This window comes from Flavobacterium tructae (genome assembly GCF_002217475.1).
Classification (GTDB): domain Bacteria; phylum Bacteroidota; class Bacteroidia; order Flavobacteriales; family Flavobacteriaceae; genus Flavobacterium; species Flavobacterium tructae.
On the sequence record NZ_MUHH01000023.1, the window covers coordinates 105,325 to 130,017 of the forward strand.

The following is a 24,693-nucleotide window of genomic DNA, read 5'->3' on the forward strand; positions in this document are numbered from 1 at the left end:
AAACAGCCAAAAAATATCTATAACAGATCTACAGTATCAAATACCCCGTTCGGCTTTGAAATCGGCTGTTTAGTCTATCAAAAATCGCCATACATATATCTTCTTTTTTTTAAAACCACTAGCCTCCTACTTTTGAACCAATAAATAAGTAATGAAAATAAGGATGCTAATTCGTTCGTTTTTTTTGATTTCGTTTTTCAACAATATTCGTAATACTTTCAATCTGACCAATAGTTTCAACAGTAATTTTTATCATCTGGATGATGCAAAACAATCATAAAGCCTATGATTTTAATACCGGTAACAGCTATGCCTTAGGAATTGGCATCAAATACAAACAATAAATAAACTCAATACATTATGAATAATTTAAAAAAAGGAATACTATTCGCGACACTGTTTTCAGGTCTCTTTTTTATAAGCTGTAGCAATGACAGCAGCGAGGAGCTAATAGGAAACTGGGTTAAAAAATCGGCATTCGACGGACCAGCAAGATCCAGTGCTACCAGTTTTGTCATTGGCGATTATGCTTATGTCGCAACAGGTTATACCGGAGATGTTTATCTGAAAGATTTATGGTCGTATAATTCAACGGGAGATTACTGGGAGCAAAAAGCGGATCTTCCGGGTATCGGAAGAAGTTCTGCCTCGGCTTTCGCCTTAAATCAAAAAGGATATCTTGGTTTGGGTTATGATGGAACTAATAAATTAAAAGATTTTTATCAGTACGATCCGAGCAGCAATACCTGGGCCCAAAAGACTGATTTTGCCGGAACAGGCCGCTACGCTGCGGTAGGTTTTCAGGCGGGTGGAAAAGCTTATTTTGGAACCGGTTATGATGGAAATTACCTAAAAGATTTCTATCAATACAACGATCAAGCCAATAGCTGGACGCTTGTAAATGGTTTTAGCGGAAATAAAAGACGTAATGCCACTGCTTTTGTAATTGCCGATAAAGTTTATTTGGGAACGGGAATTAATAACGGAGTATATCAGGAAGATTTTTGGGAATTTGATCCCGCCACTGAGGCATGGACCAGAAAACGAGACATTGATAAAGATACCGAAGACGACAGCTCCTATAATGATGATTATGCCGTTGTTCGTTCAAATGCCTCCGCTTTTGCCATGAATGGTTTGGGCTATGTTGTGGGAGGAGATAATATCAAAACCATCTGGGAATATAACCCTATCACCGATTTATGGTCAGAAAAAACACCAATGGAGGGTGCAACCAGAACAGATGCCGTTGGCTTTGCCATCAACAATCGTGGTTTTTATATGCTTGGAAGAACGGGTTCAACCTATTTTGATGATGCCTGGGAATTTAAACCGTTAGATGCACAAACAAGTAATGACAACTAAAATAAAAATACCGTTCGTCTGGAGTAAAATCGGGAAGAATGTATTACTTACGGCACTTATTTTACAATTTTTAGCCTGCGCGAAAAATGAAACTTTTAAAATCGAAGCCTTCAAAACTACGTCAGGTTGGGGTTATTCGATTGCTACAAAGAACAAAATCATTATCAAGCAGGCTATTATTCCCGTTATAAACGACTCTAAAAGTTTTGCCTCAGAAAGTGATGCTTTAAAAGTGGCACATTTAGTCGTGACCAGACTCGATCAAAATAGATCGCCAACAGTAACCAAAAATGATTTAATTTTATTAAAAATAAAATTATAGATGAAACTCGATACGATTAGAAATACAAGTTCAAACAAAATTTTACTGCACACTATCATCTGGGTTTTCTTTATTCTGACTTCATTAATTCAATTTTACGAAAGTCCGTTTAAGGTTAGCGCCGATTTTTATGTACAATGGAGCACGGGAATTGTTTTGTTTTATCTGAACTTTTTCTATCTGGTTCCTGTCTTGCTTTTGGAGAAAAAATACTGGCTTTATTTTGTATTTGTATTTGCCCTTATTTTACTTTTTATGATTATCAGAATCAATTATTTTATTCCTGATTTTAGTCAGGCAAGGCCTTTAAAAAATTTACCGCCACCGGAAGATCTTAAGTTAATGTATAAAGGAACAAGAGTAAGGGCTGTTTTAGCAACAAGACAGCCTTTATTTTTTAAAATTGGCCCTTCGTTTTTCTATATTTTAATCATTACCATCAGCGCTATTATCAGAACGCTAACCGAATTTTACAACAATCAGCAAAACAAATTAATCGCCGAAACACACCGAACCAATACAGAGCTGATCTATCTGCGCAAACAAACCAATCCGCATTTTTTATTCAATTCATTAAATAGTATATATTCTCTGGCACACAAAAAATCAGATTTAGTTCCCGATGCCATCGTAACCTTATCAGAATTGATGCGCTATATGCTGTATGAAACGGATAACAAAACGGTCGATTTAGAAAAAGAAATCAATTACATCCAGAACTACATTGAATTGCAAAAACTCAGATTAAACAATATTGAAGACATCGTAATCAATGTTCATGGAGACACCAGAAACAAATTTATTGAACCTTTATTATTGATTTCGTTTGTCGAAAATGCGTTCAAATACGGAACCGATTACAAAGGTGCGGCTCACGTAAAAATTAAGATATTCATTCTAAACAGCAGTCTGGATTTCTGGATTGAAAATACGATTGAAGATTATAGTAAAGATCCTGACAACTCCGGAATTGGACTGGTCAACATTCAAAACCGACTGGATTTACTTTATCCCAATGCGCATAAACTTGATATCACACAAGACGACGAATTTTTTCGCGTACATTTGAATTTGGAATTGGATAAAATTCAAACCGCGATAGATTAGACCTTTTTACCTAAGGTTACTTTACAATAAAAGCTGAAAAGTTCTTCTACGTATTTTTATGATAATTTTAAAACTTATTTTATTGGTTTAAAAGTACTTTTAGCGCTAAACAAAACTTTAAAATTAAAACTTCAACAGATGAAATGTGTAATTATAGACGATGAACCTTTAGCAGTTGAATTACTGGAAGATTTTGTTCAAAAAGTAGATTCTCTCGAATTGATCCATACTTTCAACAATGCCATTGATGCTATTTCTTTCATCAATCAGAACAATGTTGATTTGATTTTTCTGGACATCCAGATGCCGCATTTCTCAGGAATTGATTTCTTAAATACGATCGAGAAAAAACCATTAGTTATTTTTACCACTGCTTTTTCTGATTATGCCGTTGAAGGTTTTAACCTCGGAGCAGTGGATTATTTGGTTAAACCTATTCCGTTTCACCGGTTTTTGAAATCGGTCGTACGGGCACAGCAGGTATTAAATCCGACCACAACGGTTCAGGCCATTTCAGAACACACTACCGCGCCGGAACTGGAACAGGATTTTATGTTCGTAAGAGCGGAGTACGAAAATGTAAAAATGAATTTCTCTGATATTCTATTTATTGAAGGACTAAAAGATTACGTAAAAATTTATACTATTGATAACAAATTTACTCTCACATTAATCAGTTTAATTAAGCTTGAAAATCTGCTTTCGAACAAAGGCTTCTCCCGAATTCACCGCTCTTATATCATCAATATAAAACATGTGAAATCCATTCAGAAGAATAAAGTTTTGATTAGCGATAAACGCATTCCTATTAGTGAAAGTTATAAGACTTCTTTCTTCGAAAGAATCAACCTTTAGATTCAATTTCAAAAATAGAAATTCCAATATGTTGCGTAAAACTTTTGGAATTTGGAATTTGAAACTTCTAATATTTACAACGTTTCTTCATTTTTAAACCAACCGGAATACATGACGTAATTGTTTGAAATACGCTCAATTTCGCCTGCAAAATCAGACTGATCAATGTCTTTTACTTTTTTAGCCGGGACACCTGCATAAATACTTCCTGAAGTTATGACCGTATTTTGAGTAACGACAGCACCGGCTGCAATAATCGAGTTGCTTTCAACCACACAATTATCCATAACAATAGCGCCCATACCAATCAAAACATTATCGTGAATCGTGCAGCCGTGAACAATTGCATTGTGTCCTATGGAAACATTATTACCTATAATAGTAGGATGTTTTTGATACGTACAATGGATGATGGCACCGTCCTGAATGTTCACCTTATTTCCAATAGTAATAAAGTTAACATCACCACGAATAACTGCATTGAACCAAACACTGCAGGACTCTCCAAAAGTCACATCGCCCACAATTGTAGCATTTTCGGCCACATAACAATCTTCTGGAATCAAAGGTGCTTTTCCGTTTACAGATTTAATCAGCATAATATTTTTTTAATTAATGGCGGGACAATTACAATCGTAACGTTCCTTTTTACAAAATAAATTAATTCCGAGGGTAATTTGGTGATAGCCACCTGTGTCAAATTTCACATCACCCGTAACCTGAGAATAGGTATAAGCAAACATGAAATTTTTATAGTTCACGCCAACGATTGGTGTAATATATTGCAGTTTTTGAGCAGCTACTCCACTTGATGAACTGTACTGAGTACCATTAAAACCTTTTCGATAAGACAAGGCAGCCCAAAGACTTCCAAAATCCATATTTTTATAGGCTTTAAGGTTTAAATCGATAGTCTTTTCTTTGGTTTTATCAAACACCTGAAGCATTACAGATGGCTCCCAGGTTATTTTACTTCTTTTTCCAAAAACATAGCCTGCACTTAACAGAAACTTTCTTAGATTATTACTTTCATATTCGGTGTACAATTCTCTTCGGGTTTCCAGAACACCCTGAACTGTTGCATGGGCATAAAAATCAAGATAGTTGTACGATGCCCCAATATCTAAATTGAAGTACGAATCTTTTTGAATAGAGCCGAAAACGATAGGATCAAAAGTAGTTCCAAATTTAGTTTCATCCAATTGACTCTGAATCACTCCCCCACTAATACCAAATGAAAGCTGATTTAAATCGAGTTCATCTCTGGAAAACAAGATATGATGTGCATAGGTAAGTTTCAATCCTTTTTGAGAATGATAACCGTTTTTATCATTAAAAATAATAATTCCGGCTCCTGACCGCTCTCCTATTCTGCCATTAAAAGTCAACGTTTGTAAAGACGGCGCATCCTCCTGGCCAAACCATTGTTTTCTGGCAGTCAGTCTTATCTTGGCACAATTCGCCGCTCCTGCCATCGACGGATGGATCAGGTAATAATTATCAGACAAATAATCAGAGTAAACCGGTATCCCCTCTTGTGAATAAGAATAAGCGGATACAATTAGAAAAAACAATAAAACCCTGATTCTAAATTTCATAAAGACAATATTGAACGACTATATTTTAAACTCCTCTAATTTAATACGATTAATTTGAAAAGAGTCTTAATTATTTTATTAAAAAATCAAATATAGGTATTAGTAGAAAATAACTTTACTAAATTTGTAAAAAATTACAAATCATGACAAAAATCACCATAAAAGAAACTCAAAATCCAACGATATTAAAGTTTGAATTTGAGGATTTTATTACTCAGAATCAAAGCTTCGAATTCAAAAATATTGACGAAGCACAAGCCTCTCCTTTAGCACAGCAATTATTCTATTTACCGTTTGTAAAAACCGTTTATATTTCAGGAAACTTTATCGCAATCGAAAGATATAGTATTGTAGAATGGGATGATGTGAAAGATGCGGTTTCGGAACAAATTACTTCATTTGTAGACAAAGGAGGCGTAATCATTAAAGTTGAAGAAACCCAAGCCAAAAAACAACCTATTACAGTTTATGGAGAAACCACTCCTAATCCTGCAGCTCTAAAATTTGTGGTGAGCAGAATGCTGACCAGAAACGCTGTTGAGTATAAAAACATCGATCAGACTGCTTCTTCTCCATTAGCCAAAGAATTATTCAAATTTCCTTATGTGAAAGAAGTTTTTATTGATGAAAACTACATTTCGGTAACCAAATACGACATCAATGACTGGCAGGAAATTACACTTGAAGTACGAACTTTTATCAAGCAATTTATTGAAAACGGAGGAACTGTTTTAGATGAAAGTCTAATTGAAACAGCTACTAAAAATGACATTACAAAAGACGAAGCATTTGACAAACTGGATGTTACTTCGCAACAAATCATTAACATTCTTGAAGAATACGTAAAACCTGCAGTTGCTGCTGACGGTGGAAATATTGCTTTTGACTCTTATAATGAAGAAGACAAAACAGTAAAAGTAATTCTACAAGGAGCTTGTAGTGGCTGCCCATCCTCAACTTTTACTTTAAAAAGCGGAATCGAAAATATGCTAAAAAGCATGTTAAATGACGAAGCCATTAAAGTAGAGGCTGTAAACGCTTAATTTTTTTTATCCTTTATAAAATACAGAAAGCGTCTGCCAATGGCAGGCGCTTTTTTCATTAAAACACATATCTCACTAATTATCAGCAAATTATTAATCAAATAACGCTGTACTATTTTAAAAATAGTTAATATTGTATTCTAAACCAATCAATATCAAGACTATGGGATTATCTTCATTCTTTAAGAATTTATTTGGCACAGCCAAAGATTCTGCTACTGATCTGGCACATCAGGCCGAAACCACTTTTGAACAAGCCAAAGAGGCCGCTGCTCCTTATATTGATAAAGCAGAAACCTTCGCCGAAGAAACTTTTACAAAAGCCAAAGAAGCATCAGAACCACTGATTGAAACAGCAACGGATTATGCGCATCAGGCCAAAGATATTGTTAGCGAATATGTCGAAAAAGCATCTGATTCTATAAGCGACGTAATTGATTCTGTAAAAGAAAAAACCAGCGAACTAACCGGAGAAACTAAGGCAATTGTTTCAGAAACCGTAACTGATATTAGCGAAAAAACGGTTACTAAAGCAGATGATGTTATTGACGGGACTACCGACAAGGAATAAAACTCCTTTTTCTTATCCCGGGAAATATTTTTATATTTGCACAACTAATATACCTTCTCTTTGGGAAGGTTTTTTTATTCTAAAAATATGTACAATTCAGAACAGATTAGCAATTATGCTACTAAATTTATTAACGTATTAATCGATTATTCTCCAAAATTAATCTCGGCATTCATCATTTTATTTGTCGGAATCTATGCCATCCGATTAATCAGCAGAATCATCACAAAAATAATGATCCAAAGAAATCTGGATCCCACATTGACCCGATTCCTCTCCGACATCCTGATTTGGGCACTCCGAATTTTATTGTTTGTGACTTTTATCTCAAAGCTTGGTATTGAAACATCATCCTTTGTTGCCATATTAGGAGCAATGGGTCTTGCCGTAGGTTTGTCTTTACAGGGTTCTCTATCCAATTTTGCAGGAGGAATGCTGATTATAGTATTCAAACCTTTCAAAGTAGGCGATACGATCGAGACCGCAGGAGGAGTTATTGCAACCGTGGTAGAAATTCAGATTTTTGTAACAAAGATGTTAACCGCCAACAATCAAACTGTTTTTGTTCCAAATGGAGCTTTATCAAACGGTACCATCATCAATTATTCGATGCAGGGAGAACGAAGAGCCGATTTGACTTTTGCAGTTTCGTATGATTCTGATATAAAGAAGGCAAAAGACATTCTTTTGAACGTTTTAAACAACAATCCAAAAGTACTTAAAAAACCTGCTCCTGAGGTTTTTGTAAAAAACTTAACCGCAAGTTCTGTAGAGTTTGCCGTACGTCCGTGGGCAAAAAACGCTAATTACGGAGCTGTTTTTTCTGAGACTTTAGAGAATTGTAAAGCAGCATTAGATGAAGCCGGAATTTCGGTTCAGCCGTATACTCTTCAAAAATAAAAAGTTTTATGCTTTTTTTGATGGAGGAGCCATCATAAAATCTTTTAAATAATAAGGTTCAAAATAAGCGACATCAACAGTGTCGCTTTTTTGATATTTATCATAACTGATTTTACTCATTGCAGCAGCCGAAGGATATTTGATCTCTTCCAAAAACACAAAATTTGATTGGGTTAAAACTGTTTTACATTTTTCGGCACAATCACCTACAAAATACACAGTCTCTGCATACCCCTTAAAAGAATCCTCGGTAATAATTTCAGCCTGAATGGTTCTTTCCACTTTTAAATCGGCTGTAAATACTTCACTGTATACTTCCATTCTTCTGGCATCCAGCATCGGAATAATTTTCCCTTCGGAAACCTTAGCTTGTGAAGCTAATGTTTGCAAAGTATCAACTGCAATCAAAGGAATATTTAAGGCAAAACACAATCCTTTAGCGGCCGAAACCCCAATACGCAGACCGGTATAAGACCCCGGTCCCTGGCTTACGGCAACAGCCACTAAATCCTCAGTCGCTACACCTGCTTCGGCAATTACCTCTTCGATAAAAACATGCAGTTTTTCGGCATGTGAATAACCTTCTTCGGCAATTTCCCTGCATATAATGGTTTCTCCGTTTTTAGCAATAGATACGGAGCAATTTTTGGTAGCGGTTTCAATATTGAGAATAAAAGACAATGTATGTAATTTTAAATTTTTATTATGATGCAAATTATTTCTTAGAAGTATCTGCTTTTTTGAGTTTTACTTTATCTCCGGAATTCAAATCTTTAGAGACAGTGGTATAAGGCCCTGTGATGACAACATCTCCTGCTTTCAATCCTGACATTACTTCGATATTCGTATCGTCCTGTATACCGGTTTTGATAATTTTAATTTTGGCTTTGGTTCCTACTTTCACAAAAACGCATTCAAACTTTTTATCGCTTTTCGGAGCTGCTTTTTTGTCCTCATTAGGATCTTCTACCTTAAAGTCTTTTACCGCAGCGGTATCTGACTTAACTACAACTGAACTGATTGGCACCGCCAAAACATTGTTTTTAGTTTTGGTGCGAATATCAACCGTAGCTGTCATTCCGGGTCTGAAAGGAGAATAAGTACTTGGTTGTCCTTCCAGTAAATCCTGATAAGATTCTTTTAAAATACGTACCTTAACTTTAAAATTTGTTACCTGATCAGAAGTCAGCGCTGTACTTGCCGAATTAGAGATACTGGTTACAATACCTTTAAATTTCTTTTTCAGATAAGCGTCAACTTCAACGTTTGCTTCGTCGCCAATTTTTACTTTAACGATGTCATTTTCGTTTACGTCAACTTCAACTTCCATATTGTTTAAGTTGGCTACACGCAAAAGTTCTGTTCCGGCCATTTGCTGCGTTCCTAAGACACGCTCTCCCAGCTCTACATTTAAAACAGAAATAGTTCCGTCAGCAGGAGCATAAATTAACGTACGTCCTAAGTTGTCTCTGGCCTCTGTAACCGATGCCGAAGCACTTTTAACATTGTAATATGCATTTTGCTTGGTGGCCTTGGCTACTTCGTAACTCGAAATGGCCTTGTCCCAATCTGATTTTGAAATTACTCCTTTTTCGTATAACGTTTTGTTACGCTCGTAATTTGCTTTTGCTTCGTTATAACTAGCCTCAGACTGTGTTAAACCGGCCTTAGTTCCTGACAGATTAGCCACAGAACGATCTAAACCGGAGGTGTACAAATCAGGATTTATTTTTACCAATAAATCTCCTTTTTTAACCACCTGGCCTTCTTTTACATTTAACGCAATAATTTCTCCCGAAACCATTGACGAAAGCTTCACTTCAATTTCAGGCTGGATTTTTCCTGTTGCTGAAACTGTTTCAACAATTGTTGAAGCTATTACTTTTGAAATTTCTACTTCTGTTCCTTCATCCTTATTCCCAATGACTCCTGCTTTCGAAAGACCAACTAAAACTGCAATAAGTGCTACTGCGCCACCTACTAAAAGATAAATCGTTTTTTTAGACATAATAAATTATTTTGTAACAATTGGAACAATTGGAATTCCAAAGTAGAATTCTAATATTTTTATTTTAAACATGTAATCGTATTTTGTTCTGATCACATCAGACTGCGCATTTGTTAACAATGTTTGCGCCTGAGTAAAATCAAAAGAATTCATTAAACCTACATCATACTTTTCTTTCGCATAGTTATAGGCCTGCTGTCTTGCTTCTAATGTTACTGTAGACGATTCGTAAGTATTTAAAGCTCCTTTTGCATTTGTAAAAGCGGTATAAACATTACGTTGCAAATCTAAACTTTTTTGCTCTAAATCTATTTTAGATTTTTCTAAACTTACTTTACTACGCTCTACATTATTTCGAACTGAAAAACCATTAAAAATTGGCACATCTAAACGAAAACCGAAATTATGCCCTTTATTATCACTAAACTGTTTAAATATCGGGTCCGGCCCTACAGAATAGGGTTTATTATTTTCATCCAGTCTGGTTCGGTCACTGTAACTCGCTCTGGTATCAAATCCATAGAACCCTCTTAATGTTGGCTGATAGGCCCCTTTTGCAATAGTAACATTTTTCTGTGCTATTTCAAGATTGGTTTGCGCCAGTTTTAGTTCAGTTCTTGTTTCTTTTGCTTTGTTGTAAATCTCATCCGGAGTTTGTGCCATAATGTTATTTTCATCTTTTGCATTAGTATCATCTACCACATCAAAATCTGTAAATTCTTTTAGTTGTAAAAGTTGGGCCAAACTCAATTTTGAGATTAAGAAATTATTTTCTGAAACGGTGATATTTTGTTTATCAGTTGCGACAGTTGCTTTTAAATCAAACAAATCACCTCTGGGAATAGTCCCGGCATTAACCATTTCTTCTGAACGAGCCAAACGTTTTTCATCAATCGTCAGCTGTTCTTGTTTTATTTTTAAATCTTCTTTATTCGAAAGGATCTGAAGGAAGGCATTGGCCACATTCAGTGAAATATCTTCCTGCATTTTCAGCAATTGATATTGTGAAGCGATGATGGCAAGTTTTGTTCTTCTATACGTATTTTGAATTTGCAAACCTTTATAAATATCAACTCCCGCACTTAAACCTACAGAAGAGTACTGTGTCGTTTGATTACGCAAAAGACCGGTTGTAAGATCCTGATTCAAACCAATGTTCCAGGAATGTGATGCATTACCACTTACTGACGGAAGATAACTTCCAAAGGCAGCCCTTTTGTCAATCGCTGCATTTTGAACGTCCAGTTCTGACAACTTTATCGTAATATTATTTTCTAATGCATAACGAACACATTCTTCCAAAGTCCATTTCTTTGTTTGCGCCTGACCCGACAAGCCAAAACCGAATAACACTGCAAAAACAAGACTATTATATTTATTTATTTTCATATATTTTGAATGAAAGCATAGTAACCCTACTACACAAATTTAACATTTTTTAAAAACCAAAAATTCTTTATTTGCTCAAATTACTTCTTTTCTTCACTGATCAAACCCTGATTCCAGATTTTAATTTTATCCGAAGCTTTGATTCCGCTTTTCACCTGAACATAAATTCCGTCACTTACTCCTAAAACTAAATCTTTTCTTTGAAATTTCTGAGGATTAGTTTCAATCTCAACATAAGGCTTTTGTGTCTTTTTATCAAACTGTACCAGTGATTCTTTTATTGCCAAAACTTTATCTGCTTTTTCTAAGATAATTGAAGCGTTTGCACTCAAACCTGCTCTGATAAAAGTAGCATCTCTATTCACTAAAGCTGCTTTAATTTCAAACTGAATTGCTCCGTTTTCTACAACACCTTTAGGCGCAATATCGGTCAGAGCAGCTTCAAATTTTTTATTCTCGATTGCTCCAACGGTGATTTCAATTGGCATTTTTTCTTTGATTTTCCCTACTTCAGATTCATCAATTTTTCCAATAAAAATCATTCTTCCCACATCCGCTACGCTCGCAATAGTAGTTCCTTCATTAAAATTATTACTCTCAATAACCTGATTTCCTACTTTAACCGGAACTGCCAGTACCATTCCGTTTACTGTGGAACGGATTAACGTATTGGCATAATTTCCAAGTGAAGTTGTTGTTCCTGTTTTAACAATATCTAAACTTTGCTTTGCTGCCAGATAGTTTTGTTTGGCTTGTTTGTACGCTAATTGTGCTGCATCAAAATCATTTGCTGAAATTACGTCTTTATCGAACAATGTTTTTTGTCTTTGATATATTTTTTCCTGATTGTCTAAAGCAATTTTGGCAGTCTGTACCTGATTTTGGGTACTGCTTACATTAGAAACATTGGCGACAACTCTAATTTTGGCAATCATATCGCCGGCTTTAATTTTCTCTCCCGCTTTGATATACACTTCTTCGATAATCCCTGAGATGTTAGGTTTGATTAAGACCTCTTCATTAGGCTGAATATTACCGGTTGCAATGGTATTCTTGACGATAGTTTTAATCTCTGCTTTCTCCGTTTTAAATACAATTGGAGACTCTTGATTCTTAGCGTACAAGTAATACAGTGCGCCAAAGAAAACTATAGCAATAAAGATTAAAATGGTTACGGTTACTCCTTTTTTCATTGTGTTTTCAGTTTAATTCGATTATATTCTGATTGATAATTTATTCTGTTCGTAAAGCATCTACCGGCTTCACATTAATTGCGGTTTGTGCCGGAATAAACCCTGCCAGCAAACCTGATCCTACTAATATTATTAAAGCCACAAATACTACTCTCAAATCGACACTTGGATTTGCAAACATGGTATTGCTATCCGGCGGCATTGAAGCTAATGCCATGTTTAAAATCGCGATAATTCCGGTCGCTACAGCAATACCTAACATTCCTGAAATAATGGTCAAAAATATAGACTCTGCTAAAATTTGTCCCCGAATAGCAGCTGGTGTCGCTCCTAAAGCCCTCCGGATACCTATTTCTTTGGTACGTTCTTTCACTACAATAAGCATGATATTTGAAATACCGATTACTCCTGAAATCAACACTAAAGTACCCACGAAATAAGCAATGATTTTTAAGATACTAAACAAACTCTGTACTTTGTTGAACTGCTCGTATAAATCAAAATTACCTACAGCACGCTCATCTGTTGGATTTATAGAATGCAGTCCTTTAATAATCTCGAGAATTTTTGGTTTTAAATCGGTAATAGACGTTTCATCTTTTGCAGTAAGTGCCATCCATCCCACTTTATCTCCGTAATTGAAAGCTTGTTGAAAAGTGGTAAATGGAATAAATATATTCTTTTGCTCCTGCTCCGCATTTCCTCCCTGTTGTTTTGAATTGTAAACTCCTACCACCATAAAATTGATTCCGTTGATTTTCACATAAGTTCCAATCGCTTCTTCCTCTTTTCCATAAAGTTCACTGATAACACCTTTACCTACCACGGCAACTTTTCGTCTTTCAAGGATGTCCTGCTGATTTACAAATCGCCCTTTAATGATATCCATCGGCTGCTGCTTGATCAGCTCCGGGTAATCTCCATAAATAGTAAATGCCGAAGTTTTTGTGCCACGAACCACATTATTAGTCCCATTAAAATCACCCAGTTGATTTCGAGGCGACACATATAACAAATCCGGCAAAGCTGCTTTTAGCGCTCCAACATCACTGTTTCTAAAATCATAACGACGTGTTTTAGGCAATCCTTTGTAGGCTTTCGATGTGGTCTGACTCCACATAAACATGGTGTTTGTGGCAATTCCGTCAAAACCTTTCTTAACTCCGTTCTCTAAACCGTTTCCGGCAGCCAGCAATATCACCAAAATAAAGATACCCCAAAATACTCCAAACGCCGTTAGCACCGTTCTGAAAACGTTGGCTGTTAAAGCCTGTAAAATCTCGTCCCAATTATCTTTCTTAAACATAATTATTCGTCTCTAAGTGCTACAATAGGTCTAATTTTTGCCGCATGATAAGCCGGAAAAAATCCTGCCAGAGCACCTGCAAATATGAGCAGCGCCAGTGTAGTTAAAGCCACACTAAAATCGACTTCAGGATTTCTAAAATACTCGCTTTGTACCATCGGCCCAACAAATTCCAATAACGCTAAACTAGCCAGTAAGCCTGTAAATCCAGCAATAGTGGTTATGAAAATAGATTCATGAAGAATCATCGAAATAATTGAAAACGGAGAGGCTCCGAGTGCTTTTCGTATTCCAATTTCCTTTGTTCTTTCTTTTACAATAATCAACATGATATTACTTACCCCAACAACTCCTGCAATGATGGTACAAATACCTACCCACCAAAAGAACAATCTTATGTATAAGTTTAAGTCATAAAACTGTTTTGCATCTTTAACGGAATTGTAAACTCCAACTCCACTGTCATCATTCGGAGCAATTACATTTTTACTTTTCAAAAGGTCTTTTAAATCTTGTGTGAATTTTTCAGATTGCGCCAAAGCTTCATTGTAATCATTCGTTTTCTTCAACGTAAAAAACAGATTACTGATTTTATCCCCTCCGCCGTAAGCTCTCTGAACAGTAGTTTTAGGTAGATAAGCTCTGGTTTCTTCTCTCTCTCCTCCCGGATCAGTAAAAACTCCTACTACTTTAAAATTGATATTATTAATTAGAATTTCTTTTCCTAGAGCATCTTTGTCTTTAAACAAATCTGTTTTGACTTTCATTCCAATGCAAGCTACTTTTTCATTATTCGCCAAATCATTACTGTTTATGTATCTTCCCTGAACAACAGTAAGATTCTCGATCCCTGAATAATCCGGATCAACTCCTCTGTATTGATAACTCCCGGATTCTTTTCCATAGGCAAAGGTTCCTCCCCAATAATTTTGTGTTGCGGCCTTCAAGTCCAGTTTATCATTAAATTTCTGTACCGATTGTGAATAATCACTATTTCTAAACTGAATTTGTCTTCCCGGATTCAACCCTTTATATTCTTTTGTTGTTGTTCCCGACCAAACCTCAATAATTCCGGCAGCATCACGTTCAAATTGTTTCTCAATTCCGTTTTGAAGTCCTTTACCTGCTCCAAGCAAAATCACCAAAATAAAAATCCCAGACGCTACAGAAACTCCGGTAAGAAATGTTCTCAATCGGTTTTTAGAGATTGCCTCAAATATTTCCTGCCAACGCTCAATATTAAACATAAGATGAAGCTCTAACTTGTTCTACCTTTTTATCATCGATAATTAATCCGTCTTTCAGGACCACATTTCTTTTGCACATTGCGGCAATATCAGGTTCGTGAGTTACGATCAGGATTGTTTTCCCTTCATCGTTAATCCCCTGAATCAGTTCCATAACCTCATAAGATGTTTTAGTGTCCAATGCTCCTGTTGGCTCATCTGCCAATAAAACTTTTGGATTCGAAGCCAGAGCTCTTGCAATGGCAACACGCTGTTTCTGACCTCCTGAAAGTTCATTCGGTAAGTGATGAGAATGCGAACCAAGTCCAACTTTCTCTAAATATTTCATAGCGATGTCGTAACGCTCTTTTCTTTTGATTCCCTGATAATACAACGGCATTGCAACGTTATCGAGAGCGGTTTTATAATTGATCAGATTGAAAGACTGAAATACAAATCCCAAAAATTTATTGCGGTATTTAGACGCTATTGTTTCGTTTAACTTTTTGATTGGGGTTTTATCTAAAATATAACTACCGGAATCAGCCTCGTCGAGAATTCCTAAAATATTCAAAAGTGTTGATTTTCCTGATCCTGATGATCCCATAATTGCAACCAGCTCACCTTCTTCAATATTAAAATTAATTCCCTTTAACACGTGTAACTCCGAACTACCCATTTTATAGGATTTGTGCAAATCTTTGATCTCAATCATGGTGGTAATTGTTAAATTTTAAAACAATAATAGCATTTTTCTTAACTTTTTTATGATAAGAAAACGTTAATAATTATCTCTTCTTCTTTGGATAAGACTCACTTTTTTGCTAATTGTTACACATTTTTACAATAATATAATTGTTTTATTAATTTTGTCAGACTAAAAAAAATCATAACGATGAAGTTTTCTTCCATTATCTCCTTATTCACGCTACTTGCTGTACTTGCAGGCTGCTCTACAGCCCAAAAACTGGAAACCCTAAAACCGGAGCCGGATGACGCAAGTCCGTTAGTTTACGAAGCAAACCCCTCTTTTATCAATTTACCAATTACAGTAAAACTTAGCGATATTGAAAATCAGACCAATACCCTTTTAAACGGATTGATTTATGAAGACAATACGATCGACGACGACGATATCGAAATGAAAATCTGGAAGCAGGCTCCTATAAAAATTCAGAATGACCCCGCAAGCCCGGACAAGAAAATAAAAACCATCCTACCTTTAAAAGCCACTATTAAATACAGAATCGGCACCAAAAGACTAGGTGTTGAACTTTACGACACCAGAGAGTTTAATCTGAATGGTATAATTACCCTTTCCAGTGAAGTGGCGCTGACAAATTGGAAACTAAACACTAAAACCGAGTTTAAATCATTAGACTGGAGCGAAAGTCCGACCATGCAGGTTTTTGGTAAAAACATGCCTATTACTTATCTGATAAACCCGGCTATTTCTATTTTTAAATCAAAAATTGAAAAGAAAATAGACGAGGCTATCGAAAAATCGATGGATTTTAAACCCAATGTTTTAACTGCTTTAGAGAAGATATGCACTCCCTTCCAACTGAGTGACACTTATGAAAGCTGGCTTAGAATTGTTCCTGTCGAAGTGTATTCAACCAATGCCAAATTAAAAAATGATCAGTTTTTACTGGACATGGGAATGAAATGCAACATGGAAACCATCGTAGGCAAACAACCTGAATCGAAATTCAGTGCCAATAAAATCATATTGAAACCTGTCGCTAAAATTCCTAATCAGATTTCAGCAAACATTGCTGCCATATCTACCTATGTTGATGCTTCAAAGATTATGACGAAGAATTTTGCAGGTCAGGAATTTGGTTCGGGCAGCAAAAAAGTGACGGTAAAAAATGTTTCCATCTGGCATAAAAACGGAAAGATGGTTATTGCTCTTGATGTTCTGGGCTCTGTAAACGGAACACTTTATTTAAACGGATTTCCTCAATACAATCCTCAGACTAAAGAAATTTACTTTGAAAAACTGGATTATGTTTTAGATACCAAAAGCAGGTTAATGCGTACTGCAAGCTGGCTGGGTCAGGGGTATGTTTTAAGAAAAATGGAAGAGAGTTGTCGTTATTCGATACAACCCAATTTAGAGGAAGGTAAGAAAAACATGGCAGCTTATCTTAAAAACTATTCTCCAATGCCGGGTGTTTTTGTCAATGGAAAAATGGAAGACATTCAGTTTGATAAAATTCAGCTAACCAATCAAGCCATTATTGCTTTTATCAAAATAAACGGTATCGTAAATGTCTCGGTTAACGGTTTGAAATAATAATTAGGTAATGAGATAATTAGAAAATTAGATAATGAACGAATTGCCACATTATCTAATTTTCTAATTATCTGTTTTTTTCTTTTTTGACTGGTACATTCTGTATATCAGAACACCTATTACTGCCACCAGTAAATACGGGATGACCATTAAATATACGATTCCATTATTTACTGCTTCTGCTTTTTTAACATTTGAATCTCCACCAAGCGCTGCACGACACATCGCACATTGAGCATTCGCGTTTAGAGAAAAGAGAATAGAGGCCAGAATATAGAAGCATTTCGTTGACAAAAAATTCACAAACCTACTTCTATTTACTTTTCTATTTTCTTTATTCTTTAATCTATTTTCCATTTTAAGCATAATAAGGAGAAATCATTAGGTAAACTACAACACCGGTAACCGCAACATACAACCAAAGCGGAAATGTTATTTTAGCAATTTTTTTATGTCGGTCAAAGCGTTTTGCCAATGCACGTACATACGTAATTAATACCAATGGAATAATGGCAATAGACAATAAAATATGAGTCACCAAAATAAAGAAATAGATATAACGAATTGCTCCTTCACCACCAAATTTAGTAGAATCAGAGGTCATGTGATACGCCACGTACATTACTAAAAAAGCTACTGAAAGTCCAATCGCTAAAGTCATTAAGCGTTCATGGAGCTTACGTTTTCCATTTTTAATGGCCAATACTGCCCAAACTAAAACTACAGCGGTAATACCATTAGTTGTTGCGTAAATTGGAGGTAGAAACGAAAGCGGTTCTACTTCAATTCCTAAGTCTTTCAATTTTACTCCAAATAAAATGGCTACTACAAGTGGAATTACAATTGAAACTGCAACAATAAACTTACTGAATTTTTTCTCTAATGAATGATCTTCCATTTCTACTCTTCTAATAATATTTTAATATCTTCCTGTATGTCTCTAACTCCTTTTTTATCTAATCCGTCATAATAGATATTTGGGTTTCCGAATTCATCTTTTCTGCAACGAATATTTCCTTCTTTATCAATTAAAGCGAACAAACCTGAGTGTTCAAAACCACCGCTCACTTTTTCATTCTCTCCGGCATATAAATTGAATCCTTTATTAGACAATTCCATGATCGCATTTTTATCACCCGTTAAGAAATTCCAGGTAGAAGATTTTACTCCTAATAACTTCGCATGTTCTTTTAAAACCTGTGGTGTATCATGTTTAGGATCGATTGTGATGGATACGATTCCGAAATTTGGATTTCCGAAAAAAGTCTTTTCGATCTCCAGCATGCTTAAATTCATTTTCGGGCAAATTGACGGGCAAGTGGTGAAGAAAAATTCTAACACATACACTTTTCCTTTGTAAGTATCATTCGAAACTTTAGCATTGTCCTGATTGGTTAATTCAAATTTCGGCGCTGGTCCAATTTTCATCAATTTACCATCCGATTTTGAAGTTTTCAATCCTACATTGTCCAGACGGTTTCCTTTTACAATGTCGTCGTTTTTAACTCTGTCAACAATTTTAGGAACGGCATAAATTCCAAAAATTAAAATGATAAACGAAATACCGATATATGATTTATTCTTAAACATGATAGAAAGATTAAAGTTGTTTAGTTGCGTTGTGATTCTTTTTTAGAGCAGCACGATATTCGTATAAAATGATTTTAAAATCATCCAGCATTTCATTGCTTAGCTCTGAAGGATGAAAAGTGTCATACCCTTCTTTATATTCAGCTGCATCTTTTCTTCCTCTAAGATTTCTTTCTTTATCGACGATAAAAACATTCGGAGTTCCAAGATTCTGATCTAATTTACCTTTTAACTTTAGCTGATTGTAAAATGTTTGAATTTCTTCCGGTGAAGCGAAGACGAAGTTCCAGCCTTTCACGTCCGTAAAAGGTTTAAGAGCATCTACTACTTTTTGCGCATCGGCTTCAGTTCCCAACGGGCAAAGTATTACAAACTGAAGATCTTCAAAACCATTATAGCGTTTGTAAATTTTTTCGTTTAAGTTAAAATAATTCCCGCGATTGCTTAAAAGTTCAGATCCTGAAAAACCAAGAACCGTGATCTTTTTATCCAGCAAAACTTTCTTTCCGTTCAGGGATTTCCAATCACCGAAATCTTTAATTTTTGGTGTTATAACAGGAAGTGTAGTAAAGCTGTTAACCCCCGAAGCAAAAAACAAATAGGCTACAATTGGCAAAACAAAAAGAGCAAAAAGAACTATATTTTTTTTCATTATATCTGTACAAGTTATTGAGGTACAAAAATAAAAAAATCCCGATGTTATCGGGACTCTTTTCGAATTAATATCATGTTAAAAATTCCATTTAATAGTAGAATCTTTAAAAACCCCATAAATATAATGTCCTTCTGTTAACAGAATAAACAATAAATATAATACCAGGAAAATAACCGGTGCTACAACAGACCATCTAAGGCTGCTTTTTTCACCTTCCATGTGCATAAATGCCCATACTATATAATATGCTTTGAATATTGTAAGGATGTAAAAAATCCAGTTCAACAAATTCAAGCCAACAAAATGATTAAACTCTAATGATGCAGGTTTGTAGATACCTAAAATAACCTCTACTGTAGTTACTACTGATAGTAATGCAAAAACAAACCAGATTCTTTTTGTATTTGATACGTGCTCGTGTGACATAATAATTAAAATCTAAAATTAAACTAAGTAGAAAACTGTAAATACAAATACCCAAACTAAATCGACAAAGTGCCAGTATAAACCAACTTTCTCTACCATTTCGTAGCTTCTTCTTTTCTCGTAAGTACCTAATAATACATTAAAGAAGATAATGATATTAATGATAACTCCTGAAAATACGTGGAATCCGTGGAATCCTGTGATGAAGAAAAAGAAATCAGCAAATAATTTATTTCCGTATTCGTTTCTAATCAAATTAGCACCTTCTACAACATATTTAGCACTTGCTAAACGAGCTTCAGACTCTTCTCTTGATAAAACTGTTTTTTTCTTTTTATCTGTAAGATGTTCTGTTCTGATTAAAACTTCAGGATGAGCTTTAAAACCTGCCTGAATTTCTGCAACTGTATAGGTTGGCTGTGCCTGAGCATCTTCCATAAACCATGTTGAATGGCTTCTTGTTAAAGCTTCTCTTTGTTCCGGTAATTTAACCGCAAAATCAGCAAGAGCAACTCTTTTACCATCTTTATCAACAAACTGTAATAAACTTCCACCTGCTGTTTCAACTGCCCCATACTCTCCTTTAATGAAGTTTTTCCACTCCCAGGCCTGAGATCCCACGAAGATTAAACCTCCAATAATAGTTAAGAACATATAAATTGCAACCTTTGTTTTTTTCAATTGGTGACCTGCATCAACAGCTAAAACCATTGTTACAGATGAGAAAATCAAAATAAAAGTCATTAAGGCTACATAATACATTGGTGCCGCAACGCCATGCATAAAAGGAAAGTGAGTAAACACTTCATCAGCCAAAGGCCAGGTTTCAATAAATTTAAATCTTGAAAAACCATAAGCAGCAAGGAATCCAGAGAATGTTAAGGCATCTGATACGATAAAAAACCACATCATCATTTTACCATAACTTGCTCCTAATGGCTGGATCTCATGACCGCCTCCCCAAGTTTTTTCGTCGTTGTTTGCAGTAGTAACTGTCGCTCCCATAAAAGATATTCGTTAAAAAGTTCCCAAATTTACGTTTTTTTCTTATTTAAAGAAATATAAAAATAAAAATAAATACAACCATAATAAATCCAAAAAGTGCCAATACATCGCACCTAGTTCTATACCAAGAGTTTGAGTCGAATTGTATTTTTGTTTAAAATGATTATAAATTATAATTAAAAGTGAAATTAATCCTCCAGCCAAGTGTAACAAGTGTGTCACAGTTACTACATACAAAAATGTTGTAGTAATTGAGCTACCTTCTCCTGTAAAATAATACCCGCTTTCAACGATTTGCCCAAAACCTGCAAATTGCAGTACCACGAACAAAATCCCTAAAGCTAAAGTTCCCAAAAGTAAAGCTGTAACAGCACTTCTATTGTCTTTCTGAATGGCTTTTTTAGCCAGGTAAAAAGTAACACTACAAGCCAAAATAACCGCTGTACTATAATAAAATGCCGTTGGCAATTCAAAGTTCTTCAACCAGTCAGCTCTTGATTTACTTACCACAAAAGCACTTGTAAGTCCGGCAAACATCATGGTCATACTTACCATTGCAAACAAGAGGATAAGTTTTGCCGATTTGGCTTTCCTTAGCTTCTCTTCAGCCGCCGTTTCTGTTTTTGTCATTGTCATTTCCATAACTATCTTAAAAATTTATCTACTATAAATACGATTTGCAGTAACGAGATATACGAAACACTTACCAGCATTAAAGTTCTCGCTGCTTTTGGTGTTCTTAACTGATACAGACGTACTGCATAAAACAACATCCATAAACCTAACAAAAACACTAAAATTGCTGCTATTGGCGAGATAAACAATTGCCCTGTATATCCTAAAACCGGCAATAACGAAGCAACAATCAACCAAACTGTATATAAAATAACCTGCAAAGCGGTTCCTTTATCTTTTTTTCCTGTTGGTAACATGAAGATTCCGGCTTTCTCATAATCTTCATACAAAAACCAGCCAATTGCCCAAAAGTGAGGAAATTGCCAGAAAAACTGAATTAAAAACAGTGTTCCGGCTTCTATACCAAATTCTCCTGTAGCAGCAACCCAGCCTAACATGAAAGGAATTGCTCCCGGAAAAGCACCTACAAAAACAGACAATGAAGTTACCGTTTTCAAAGGGGTATAAATACTGGTGTATAAGAATATGGAGATTGCGGCAAACATAGCCGACTTAGCATTTATAGTGTAAAGCAAGGCGATACCAATAATAGTAAGCAAACTTGCTACAAACAAAGCCATTTTTGGAGACATGCGTCCTGAAGGAACCGGGCGATTTTTGGTTCGGTCCATTAAAGCATCGATATCTTTTTCGATCACCTGATTAAATGCATTCGAAGCTCCAACCATGCAATATCCACCGATTGCCAAAACTGCCAAAACACTCCATTTAAAAGGATGTTCCTCATTAACTCCCAATAAATATCCGGCTACAGAAGAGAACAATACACTGATTGCTAAACCAGCTTTGGTAATCTCTTTGAAATCGGTAAATATTGATTTTAGTGAAAATGTATTTTTAGTCGCGTTCAATACAGTAATTATTTGTATGTTTTTTTTGAGTGGTGCAAATGTACAAATTAGATTGTAGAATTTAGACCTATAAAATTAGATTTTTTTCAATAAAACCTTTACAAAATAAGGACTTGCAAATCTTTAACACTATTATATCAAAAAATCTTATTAAAAACACTAGTAATCAAAATACCAATTGAAGATATCGGAACGCAATCCGATAGAAAACCAGGTAGTACTTTGCTTAAAAGTTGTTGGTGTATTTTTCGTAGGATCAAAATTTCGATATAAAAAACTTCCGAACAGTTTCAGATTCGTCATCGGGTTTATCAGGTATCCTCCTTGTATATCTGCTATAAAAACGTTTGTTTTATTTCCCTGTCCTACTTTTACACCTTTATCATACGGTCGTTTCTCATCATAATTCTTATAGATGTTACTTCCGTAATTAAAACTATCTTCAGCGGTATCAAAGTCTAAACCTCTTTTTCCAACGGTAAATTTGGCATCAGCAAAATAACGCCCTTTATGGTAACGTCCGATTGCAACCAGTTCTGAAAAATTACCTCCCCATTGGTGCCCTATACTCTGATTGTTGTGTCCATAATTGGTAATCACCGCGCTGTGCGCATATACATACGGACGCACATGATTGTATTCCAGCTGCAGCAGCAAATCTTTTACCTCAAATGCATTGAAATATTTTACCCCCAATTGGTATCCAAATTTATTTTTCCAACTGCCGTCTCCGCTTTTCATATCTCCTAATGAGAATTCATCCAATAAAAACTGAGCATACAAATTAATATTATTGCTCCACTTGTATTTAGACGTTATTCCTAATAATGCATTTCCACTTCTTGACGATGATGCAAACTCGACAGAACGGTAGAAAATAATTGGATTCACAAAATTAATATCAAAACCTCTATTATTTGTATCGGTCCAGACTACTGATTCAAAAAAACCTAAGTTCAGTTTGTTAGATACGTTCCAGCTTAAGTAATGATTGGCCATGAATTTTGTGGCATAAGTTCTCTCCAAGGTCACATCCGGGCGAACATCTTTGAGCCACATGTAAGTATTCGTGTATTTTATTTTCCAGAAGGTCGTATTGATTTTAAAATACGGATACGGACTTGCTCCGTCACTTTCAAGCAATGAGCGGTATCCATCACCAATAAAATTTCTTCCATAACCCAATTGTAAATCAAAAAATTTACTTGGTGCGTAGGTAATATTTGCTTCTGCTAAAGGGAAATCATAAGCATCTGTTTTAAATCGTTTCGCAATTCCCATTCCCGGAAGAATGGCCGGATTTCCTCCTGACGGCTTTAAGGTTTCGGCAAAATCATTATAATAACCCGCAAATCGTCCCTGACTTTCAAAGATCGTTGTGGTAAAATTGATTTGTTTTCCTAATCCTCCTCTAAAATTTAAGGCACGTGTATTTACGTAGGTATAGGAAGCATCCAGATCTGAGGCTTTCCCCATTTGTAAATCCACAATAGGATTTAAGGACAGCCAATAATCTTCTCCCTGAATCTGAACCATATTTTCATTCCAGAATTTTCTCCCCAGCCAAGTGGAAACATTTTTCTGAAGGGATTGATTTACTGCTTTTAAATTATAATACTTTGAAACTTCAGCATACGTATACGGCTTTGATGCGGTATGGTTATTACTTCCCACCTGATTCATTGCTTTATCAAACTGTGCATAATAGCTGTGTGAAAACGGAATATTCAAATGACTTTCAAATTCCGGATTGTTGTATTTTTTATACACAATACTATCCAATTCTGTCATTGGTTTTTCGATAGGCTTTAAAATTTGGGCAGCGGCCAATGCTTCCTGAGCAATCTGATCGGCACTTTTCAAAGGAATATCGATCGAAATGGTGTATTTGGAATAAGTTGGTTTTCCGTTATAAGTAGACGGCTTTATTTTTGGAAACTTCTTAAAAACACGCTTAGCTTCTTCTGATAACGCATCGTTTAACGCGTTTACATAAATTACTTTGAACTCGCCATTTGCATCTACTTCGAATAACACTTTTACTTCTCCTTTATAGTTGGCTTGTTTTAGATTTTCTGGCACCTGATAATTCTGAAATACAAAATCCTGCACTTCTTTATAAAAACAATTTTCAAGTTGTTTGGATTGAAGATTTTCACAGTTTGGAAAAACCGGAAACTGTTCGGCAGTAAAACCAGGTTTGATTGAAGTATTGTTACTTTCCTGCGAAAAAGCAAACAAAGCGGTTAAGGTTAAAATAAAAGACAGGGCAATCTTATTCACGT

Annotated in this window: 26 protein-coding genes; 8 read left to right on the forward strand and 18 right to left on the reverse strand. The window is 35.4% G+C overall.

All coding sequences use genetic code 11. The features are described from left to right. The first annotated feature begins 360 nt into the window (after window positions 1-360). From B0A80_RS11125 to B0A80_RS11140, 4 genes are all read left to right on the forward strand, one after another. Window positions 361-1,365: a Kelch repeat-containing protein gene (locus tag B0A80_RS11125; protein WP_089077325.1), complete on the forward strand. Its 1,005-nt coding sequence runs from the start codon at window positions 361-363 to the stop codon at window positions 1,363-1,365. Then, window positions 1,355-1,687, forward strand: a complete 333-nt coding sequence (locus tag B0A80_RS11130; RefSeq protein ID WP_089077326.1) for a DUF4907 domain-containing protein — start codon at window positions 1,355-1,357, stop codon at window positions 1,685-1,687. Before B0A80_RS11125 ends, B0A80_RS11130 begins: the two co-directional genes overlap by 11 nt. Next, complete coding sequence (locus tag B0A80_RS11135) at window positions 1,688-2,794, forward strand: sensor histidine kinase (RefSeq protein WP_017497911.1); 1,107 nt, start codon at window positions 1,688-1,690, stop codon at window positions 2,792-2,794. Between the two features lie 138 nt (window positions 2,795-2,932). Further along, window positions 2,933-3,649 (forward strand): LytR/AlgR family response regulator transcription factor, encoded by a 717-nt coding sequence (locus tag B0A80_RS11140; RefSeq protein WP_026110134.1) that lies wholly within the window; start codon window positions 2,933-2,935, stop codon window positions 3,647-3,649. Window positions 3,650-3,723: 74 nt separating this feature from the next. Here the strand turns inward: B0A80_RS11140 and B0A80_RS11145 are convergent, their stop codons facing one another. Beyond that, entirely contained in the window at window positions 3,724-4,248 is a 525-nt protein-coding gene (locus tag B0A80_RS11145; RefSeq protein WP_070905621.1) for a gamma carbonic anhydrase family protein, read from the reverse strand. A 9-nt stretch (window positions 4,249-4,257) separates the two neighbouring features. Then, window positions 4,258-5,247 carry a PorP/SprF family type IX secretion system membrane protein gene (locus B0A80_RS11150; protein WP_089077327.1) on the reverse strand — a complete coding sequence of 330 codons (990 nt, stop codon included), beginning with the start codon at window positions 5,245-5,247 and terminating at the stop codon, window positions 4,258-4,260. 143 nt (window positions 5,248-5,390) lie between these two features. Between B0A80_RS11150 and B0A80_RS11155 the strand changes: the two genes are divergently transcribed. From B0A80_RS11155 to B0A80_RS11165, 3 genes are all read left to right on the forward strand, one after another. Then, on the forward strand, window positions 5,391-6,290 hold the full coding sequence (locus tag B0A80_RS11155) for a NifU family protein (RefSeq protein WP_089077328.1): 900 nt from the start codon (window positions 5,391-5,393) through the stop codon (window positions 6,288-6,290). A gap of 163 nt (window positions 6,291-6,453) precedes the next feature. Beyond that, window positions 6,454-6,861: a hypothetical protein gene (locus B0A80_RS11160; protein ID WP_070905618.1), complete on the forward strand. Its 408-nt coding sequence runs from the start codon at window positions 6,454-6,456 to the stop codon at window positions 6,859-6,861. Between the two features lie 87 nt (window positions 6,862-6,948). Further along, window positions 6,949-7,761: a mechanosensitive ion channel family protein gene (locus tag B0A80_RS11165; protein ID WP_035746896.1), complete on the forward strand. Its 813-nt coding sequence runs from the start codon at window positions 6,949-6,951 to the stop codon at window positions 7,759-7,761. A 6-nt stretch (window positions 7,762-7,767) separates the two neighbouring features. On the opposite strand, the gene tsaB is transcribed toward B0A80_RS11165, so the two are convergent. From tsaB to B0A80_RS11200, 7 genes are all read right to left on the reverse strand, one after another. Beyond that, window positions 7,768-8,442, reverse strand: a complete 675-nt coding sequence (tsaB, locus tag B0A80_RS11170; RefSeq protein WP_089077329.1) for a tRNA (adenosine(37)-N6)-threonylcarbamoyltransferase complex dimerization subunit type 1 TsaB — start codon at window positions 8,440-8,442, stop codon at window positions 7,768-7,770. 34 nt (window positions 8,443-8,476) lie between these two features. Beyond that, entirely contained in the window at window positions 8,477-9,769 is a 1,293-nt protein-coding gene (locus B0A80_RS11175; protein WP_089077330.1) for an efflux RND transporter periplasmic adaptor subunit, read from the reverse strand. A 6-nt stretch (window positions 9,770-9,775) separates the two neighbouring features. Continuing rightward, a complete protein-coding gene (locus tag B0A80_RS11180; RefSeq protein ID WP_089077331.1) occupies window positions 9,776-11,158 on the reverse strand; it encodes a TolC family protein in 1,383 nt (460 codons plus the stop codon). Between the two features lie 80 nt (window positions 11,159-11,238). Beyond that, window positions 11,239-12,351: an efflux RND transporter periplasmic adaptor subunit gene (locus B0A80_RS11185; RefSeq protein WP_070905614.1), complete on the reverse strand. Its 1,113-nt coding sequence runs from the start codon at window positions 12,349-12,351 to the stop codon at window positions 11,239-11,241. A 40-nt stretch (window positions 12,352-12,391) separates the two neighbouring features. Next, entirely contained in the window at window positions 12,392-13,657 is a 1,266-nt protein-coding gene (locus tag B0A80_RS11190) for an ABC transporter permease (protein ID WP_070905613.1), read from the reverse strand. A 2-nt stretch (window positions 13,658-13,659) separates the two neighbouring features. Further along, complete coding sequence (locus B0A80_RS11195; RefSeq protein ID WP_089077332.1) at window positions 13,660-14,904, reverse strand: ABC transporter permease; 1,245 nt, start codon at window positions 14,902-14,904, stop codon at window positions 13,660-13,662. Then, window positions 14,897-15,598 (reverse strand): ABC transporter ATP-binding protein, encoded by a 702-nt coding sequence (locus B0A80_RS11200; protein ID WP_017497898.1) that lies wholly within the window; start codon window positions 15,596-15,598, stop codon window positions 14,897-14,899. Before B0A80_RS11200 ends, B0A80_RS11195 begins: the two co-directional genes overlap by 8 nt. 180 nt (window positions 15,599-15,778) lie before the next feature. On the opposite strand from B0A80_RS11200, the gene B0A80_RS11205 reads away from it, so the two are divergent. Beyond that, window positions 15,779-17,185 carry a DUF4403 family protein gene (locus B0A80_RS11205; RefSeq protein ID WP_089077333.1) on the forward strand — a complete coding sequence of 469 codons (1,407 nt, stop codon included), beginning with the start codon at window positions 15,779-15,781 and terminating at the stop codon, window positions 17,183-17,185. A 63-nt stretch (window positions 17,186-17,248) separates the two neighbouring features. On the opposite strand, the gene B0A80_RS11210 is transcribed toward B0A80_RS11205, so the two are convergent. The 9 genes from B0A80_RS11210 to B0A80_RS11250 all read right to left on the reverse strand — a co-directional run bounded on the left by B0A80_RS11210 (window position 17,249) and on the right by B0A80_RS11250 (window position 24,691). Further along, window positions 17,249-17,551 carry a hypothetical protein gene (locus B0A80_RS11210; protein WP_070905611.1) on the reverse strand — a complete coding sequence of 101 codons (303 nt, stop codon included), beginning with the start codon at window positions 17,549-17,551 and terminating at the stop codon, window positions 17,249-17,251. Next, window positions 17,544-18,083, reverse strand: a complete 540-nt coding sequence (locus B0A80_RS11215; RefSeq protein WP_017497895.1) for a DUF420 domain-containing protein — start codon at window positions 18,081-18,083, stop codon at window positions 17,544-17,546. Before B0A80_RS11215 ends, B0A80_RS11210 begins: the two co-directional genes overlap by 8 nt. A gap of 2 nt (window positions 18,084-18,085) precedes the next feature. Next, window positions 18,086-18,775, reverse strand: a complete 690-nt coding sequence (locus B0A80_RS11220) for an SCO family protein (RefSeq protein WP_089077334.1) — start codon at window positions 18,773-18,775, stop codon at window positions 18,086-18,088. Between the two features lie 10 nt (window positions 18,776-18,785). Next, on the reverse strand, window positions 18,786-19,427 hold the full coding sequence (locus tag B0A80_RS11225; protein WP_070905608.1) for a hypothetical protein: 642 nt from the start codon (window positions 19,425-19,427) through the stop codon (window positions 18,786-18,788). A gap of 78 nt (window positions 19,428-19,505) precedes the next feature. Beyond that, a complete protein-coding gene (locus B0A80_RS11230) occupies window positions 19,506-19,856 on the reverse strand; it encodes a cytochrome C oxidase subunit IV family protein (protein ID WP_017497892.1) in 351 nt (116 codons plus the stop codon). A gap of 18 nt (window positions 19,857-19,874) precedes the next feature. Beyond that, window positions 19,875-20,861 carry a cytochrome c oxidase subunit 3 gene (locus B0A80_RS11235; protein ID WP_017497891.1) on the reverse strand — a complete coding sequence of 329 codons (987 nt, stop codon included), beginning with the start codon at window positions 20,859-20,861 and terminating at the stop codon, window positions 19,875-19,877. Window positions 20,862-20,903: 42 nt separating this feature from the next. After that, the gene (locus tag B0A80_RS11240) at window positions 20,904-21,503 is read right to left on the reverse strand and encodes a cytochrome c oxidase subunit 3 (protein WP_208861485.1); all 600 of its coding nucleotides are present in this window, start codon (window positions 21,501-21,503) and stop codon (window positions 20,904-20,906) included. Between the two features lie 2 nt (window positions 21,504-21,505). Continuing rightward, window positions 21,506-22,408 carry a heme o synthase gene (gene cyoE / locus B0A80_RS11245; RefSeq protein WP_017497889.1) on the reverse strand — a complete coding sequence of 301 codons (903 nt, stop codon included), beginning with the start codon at window positions 22,406-22,408 and terminating at the stop codon, window positions 21,506-21,508. A gap of 159 nt (window positions 22,409-22,567) precedes the next feature. Further along, window positions 22,568-24,691 carry an energy transducer TonB gene (locus B0A80_RS11250; RefSeq protein WP_089077335.1) on the reverse strand — a complete coding sequence of 708 codons (2,124 nt, stop codon included), beginning with the start codon at window positions 24,689-24,691 and terminating at the stop codon, window positions 22,568-22,570. Window positions 24,692-24,693 lie beyond the last annotated feature (2 nt).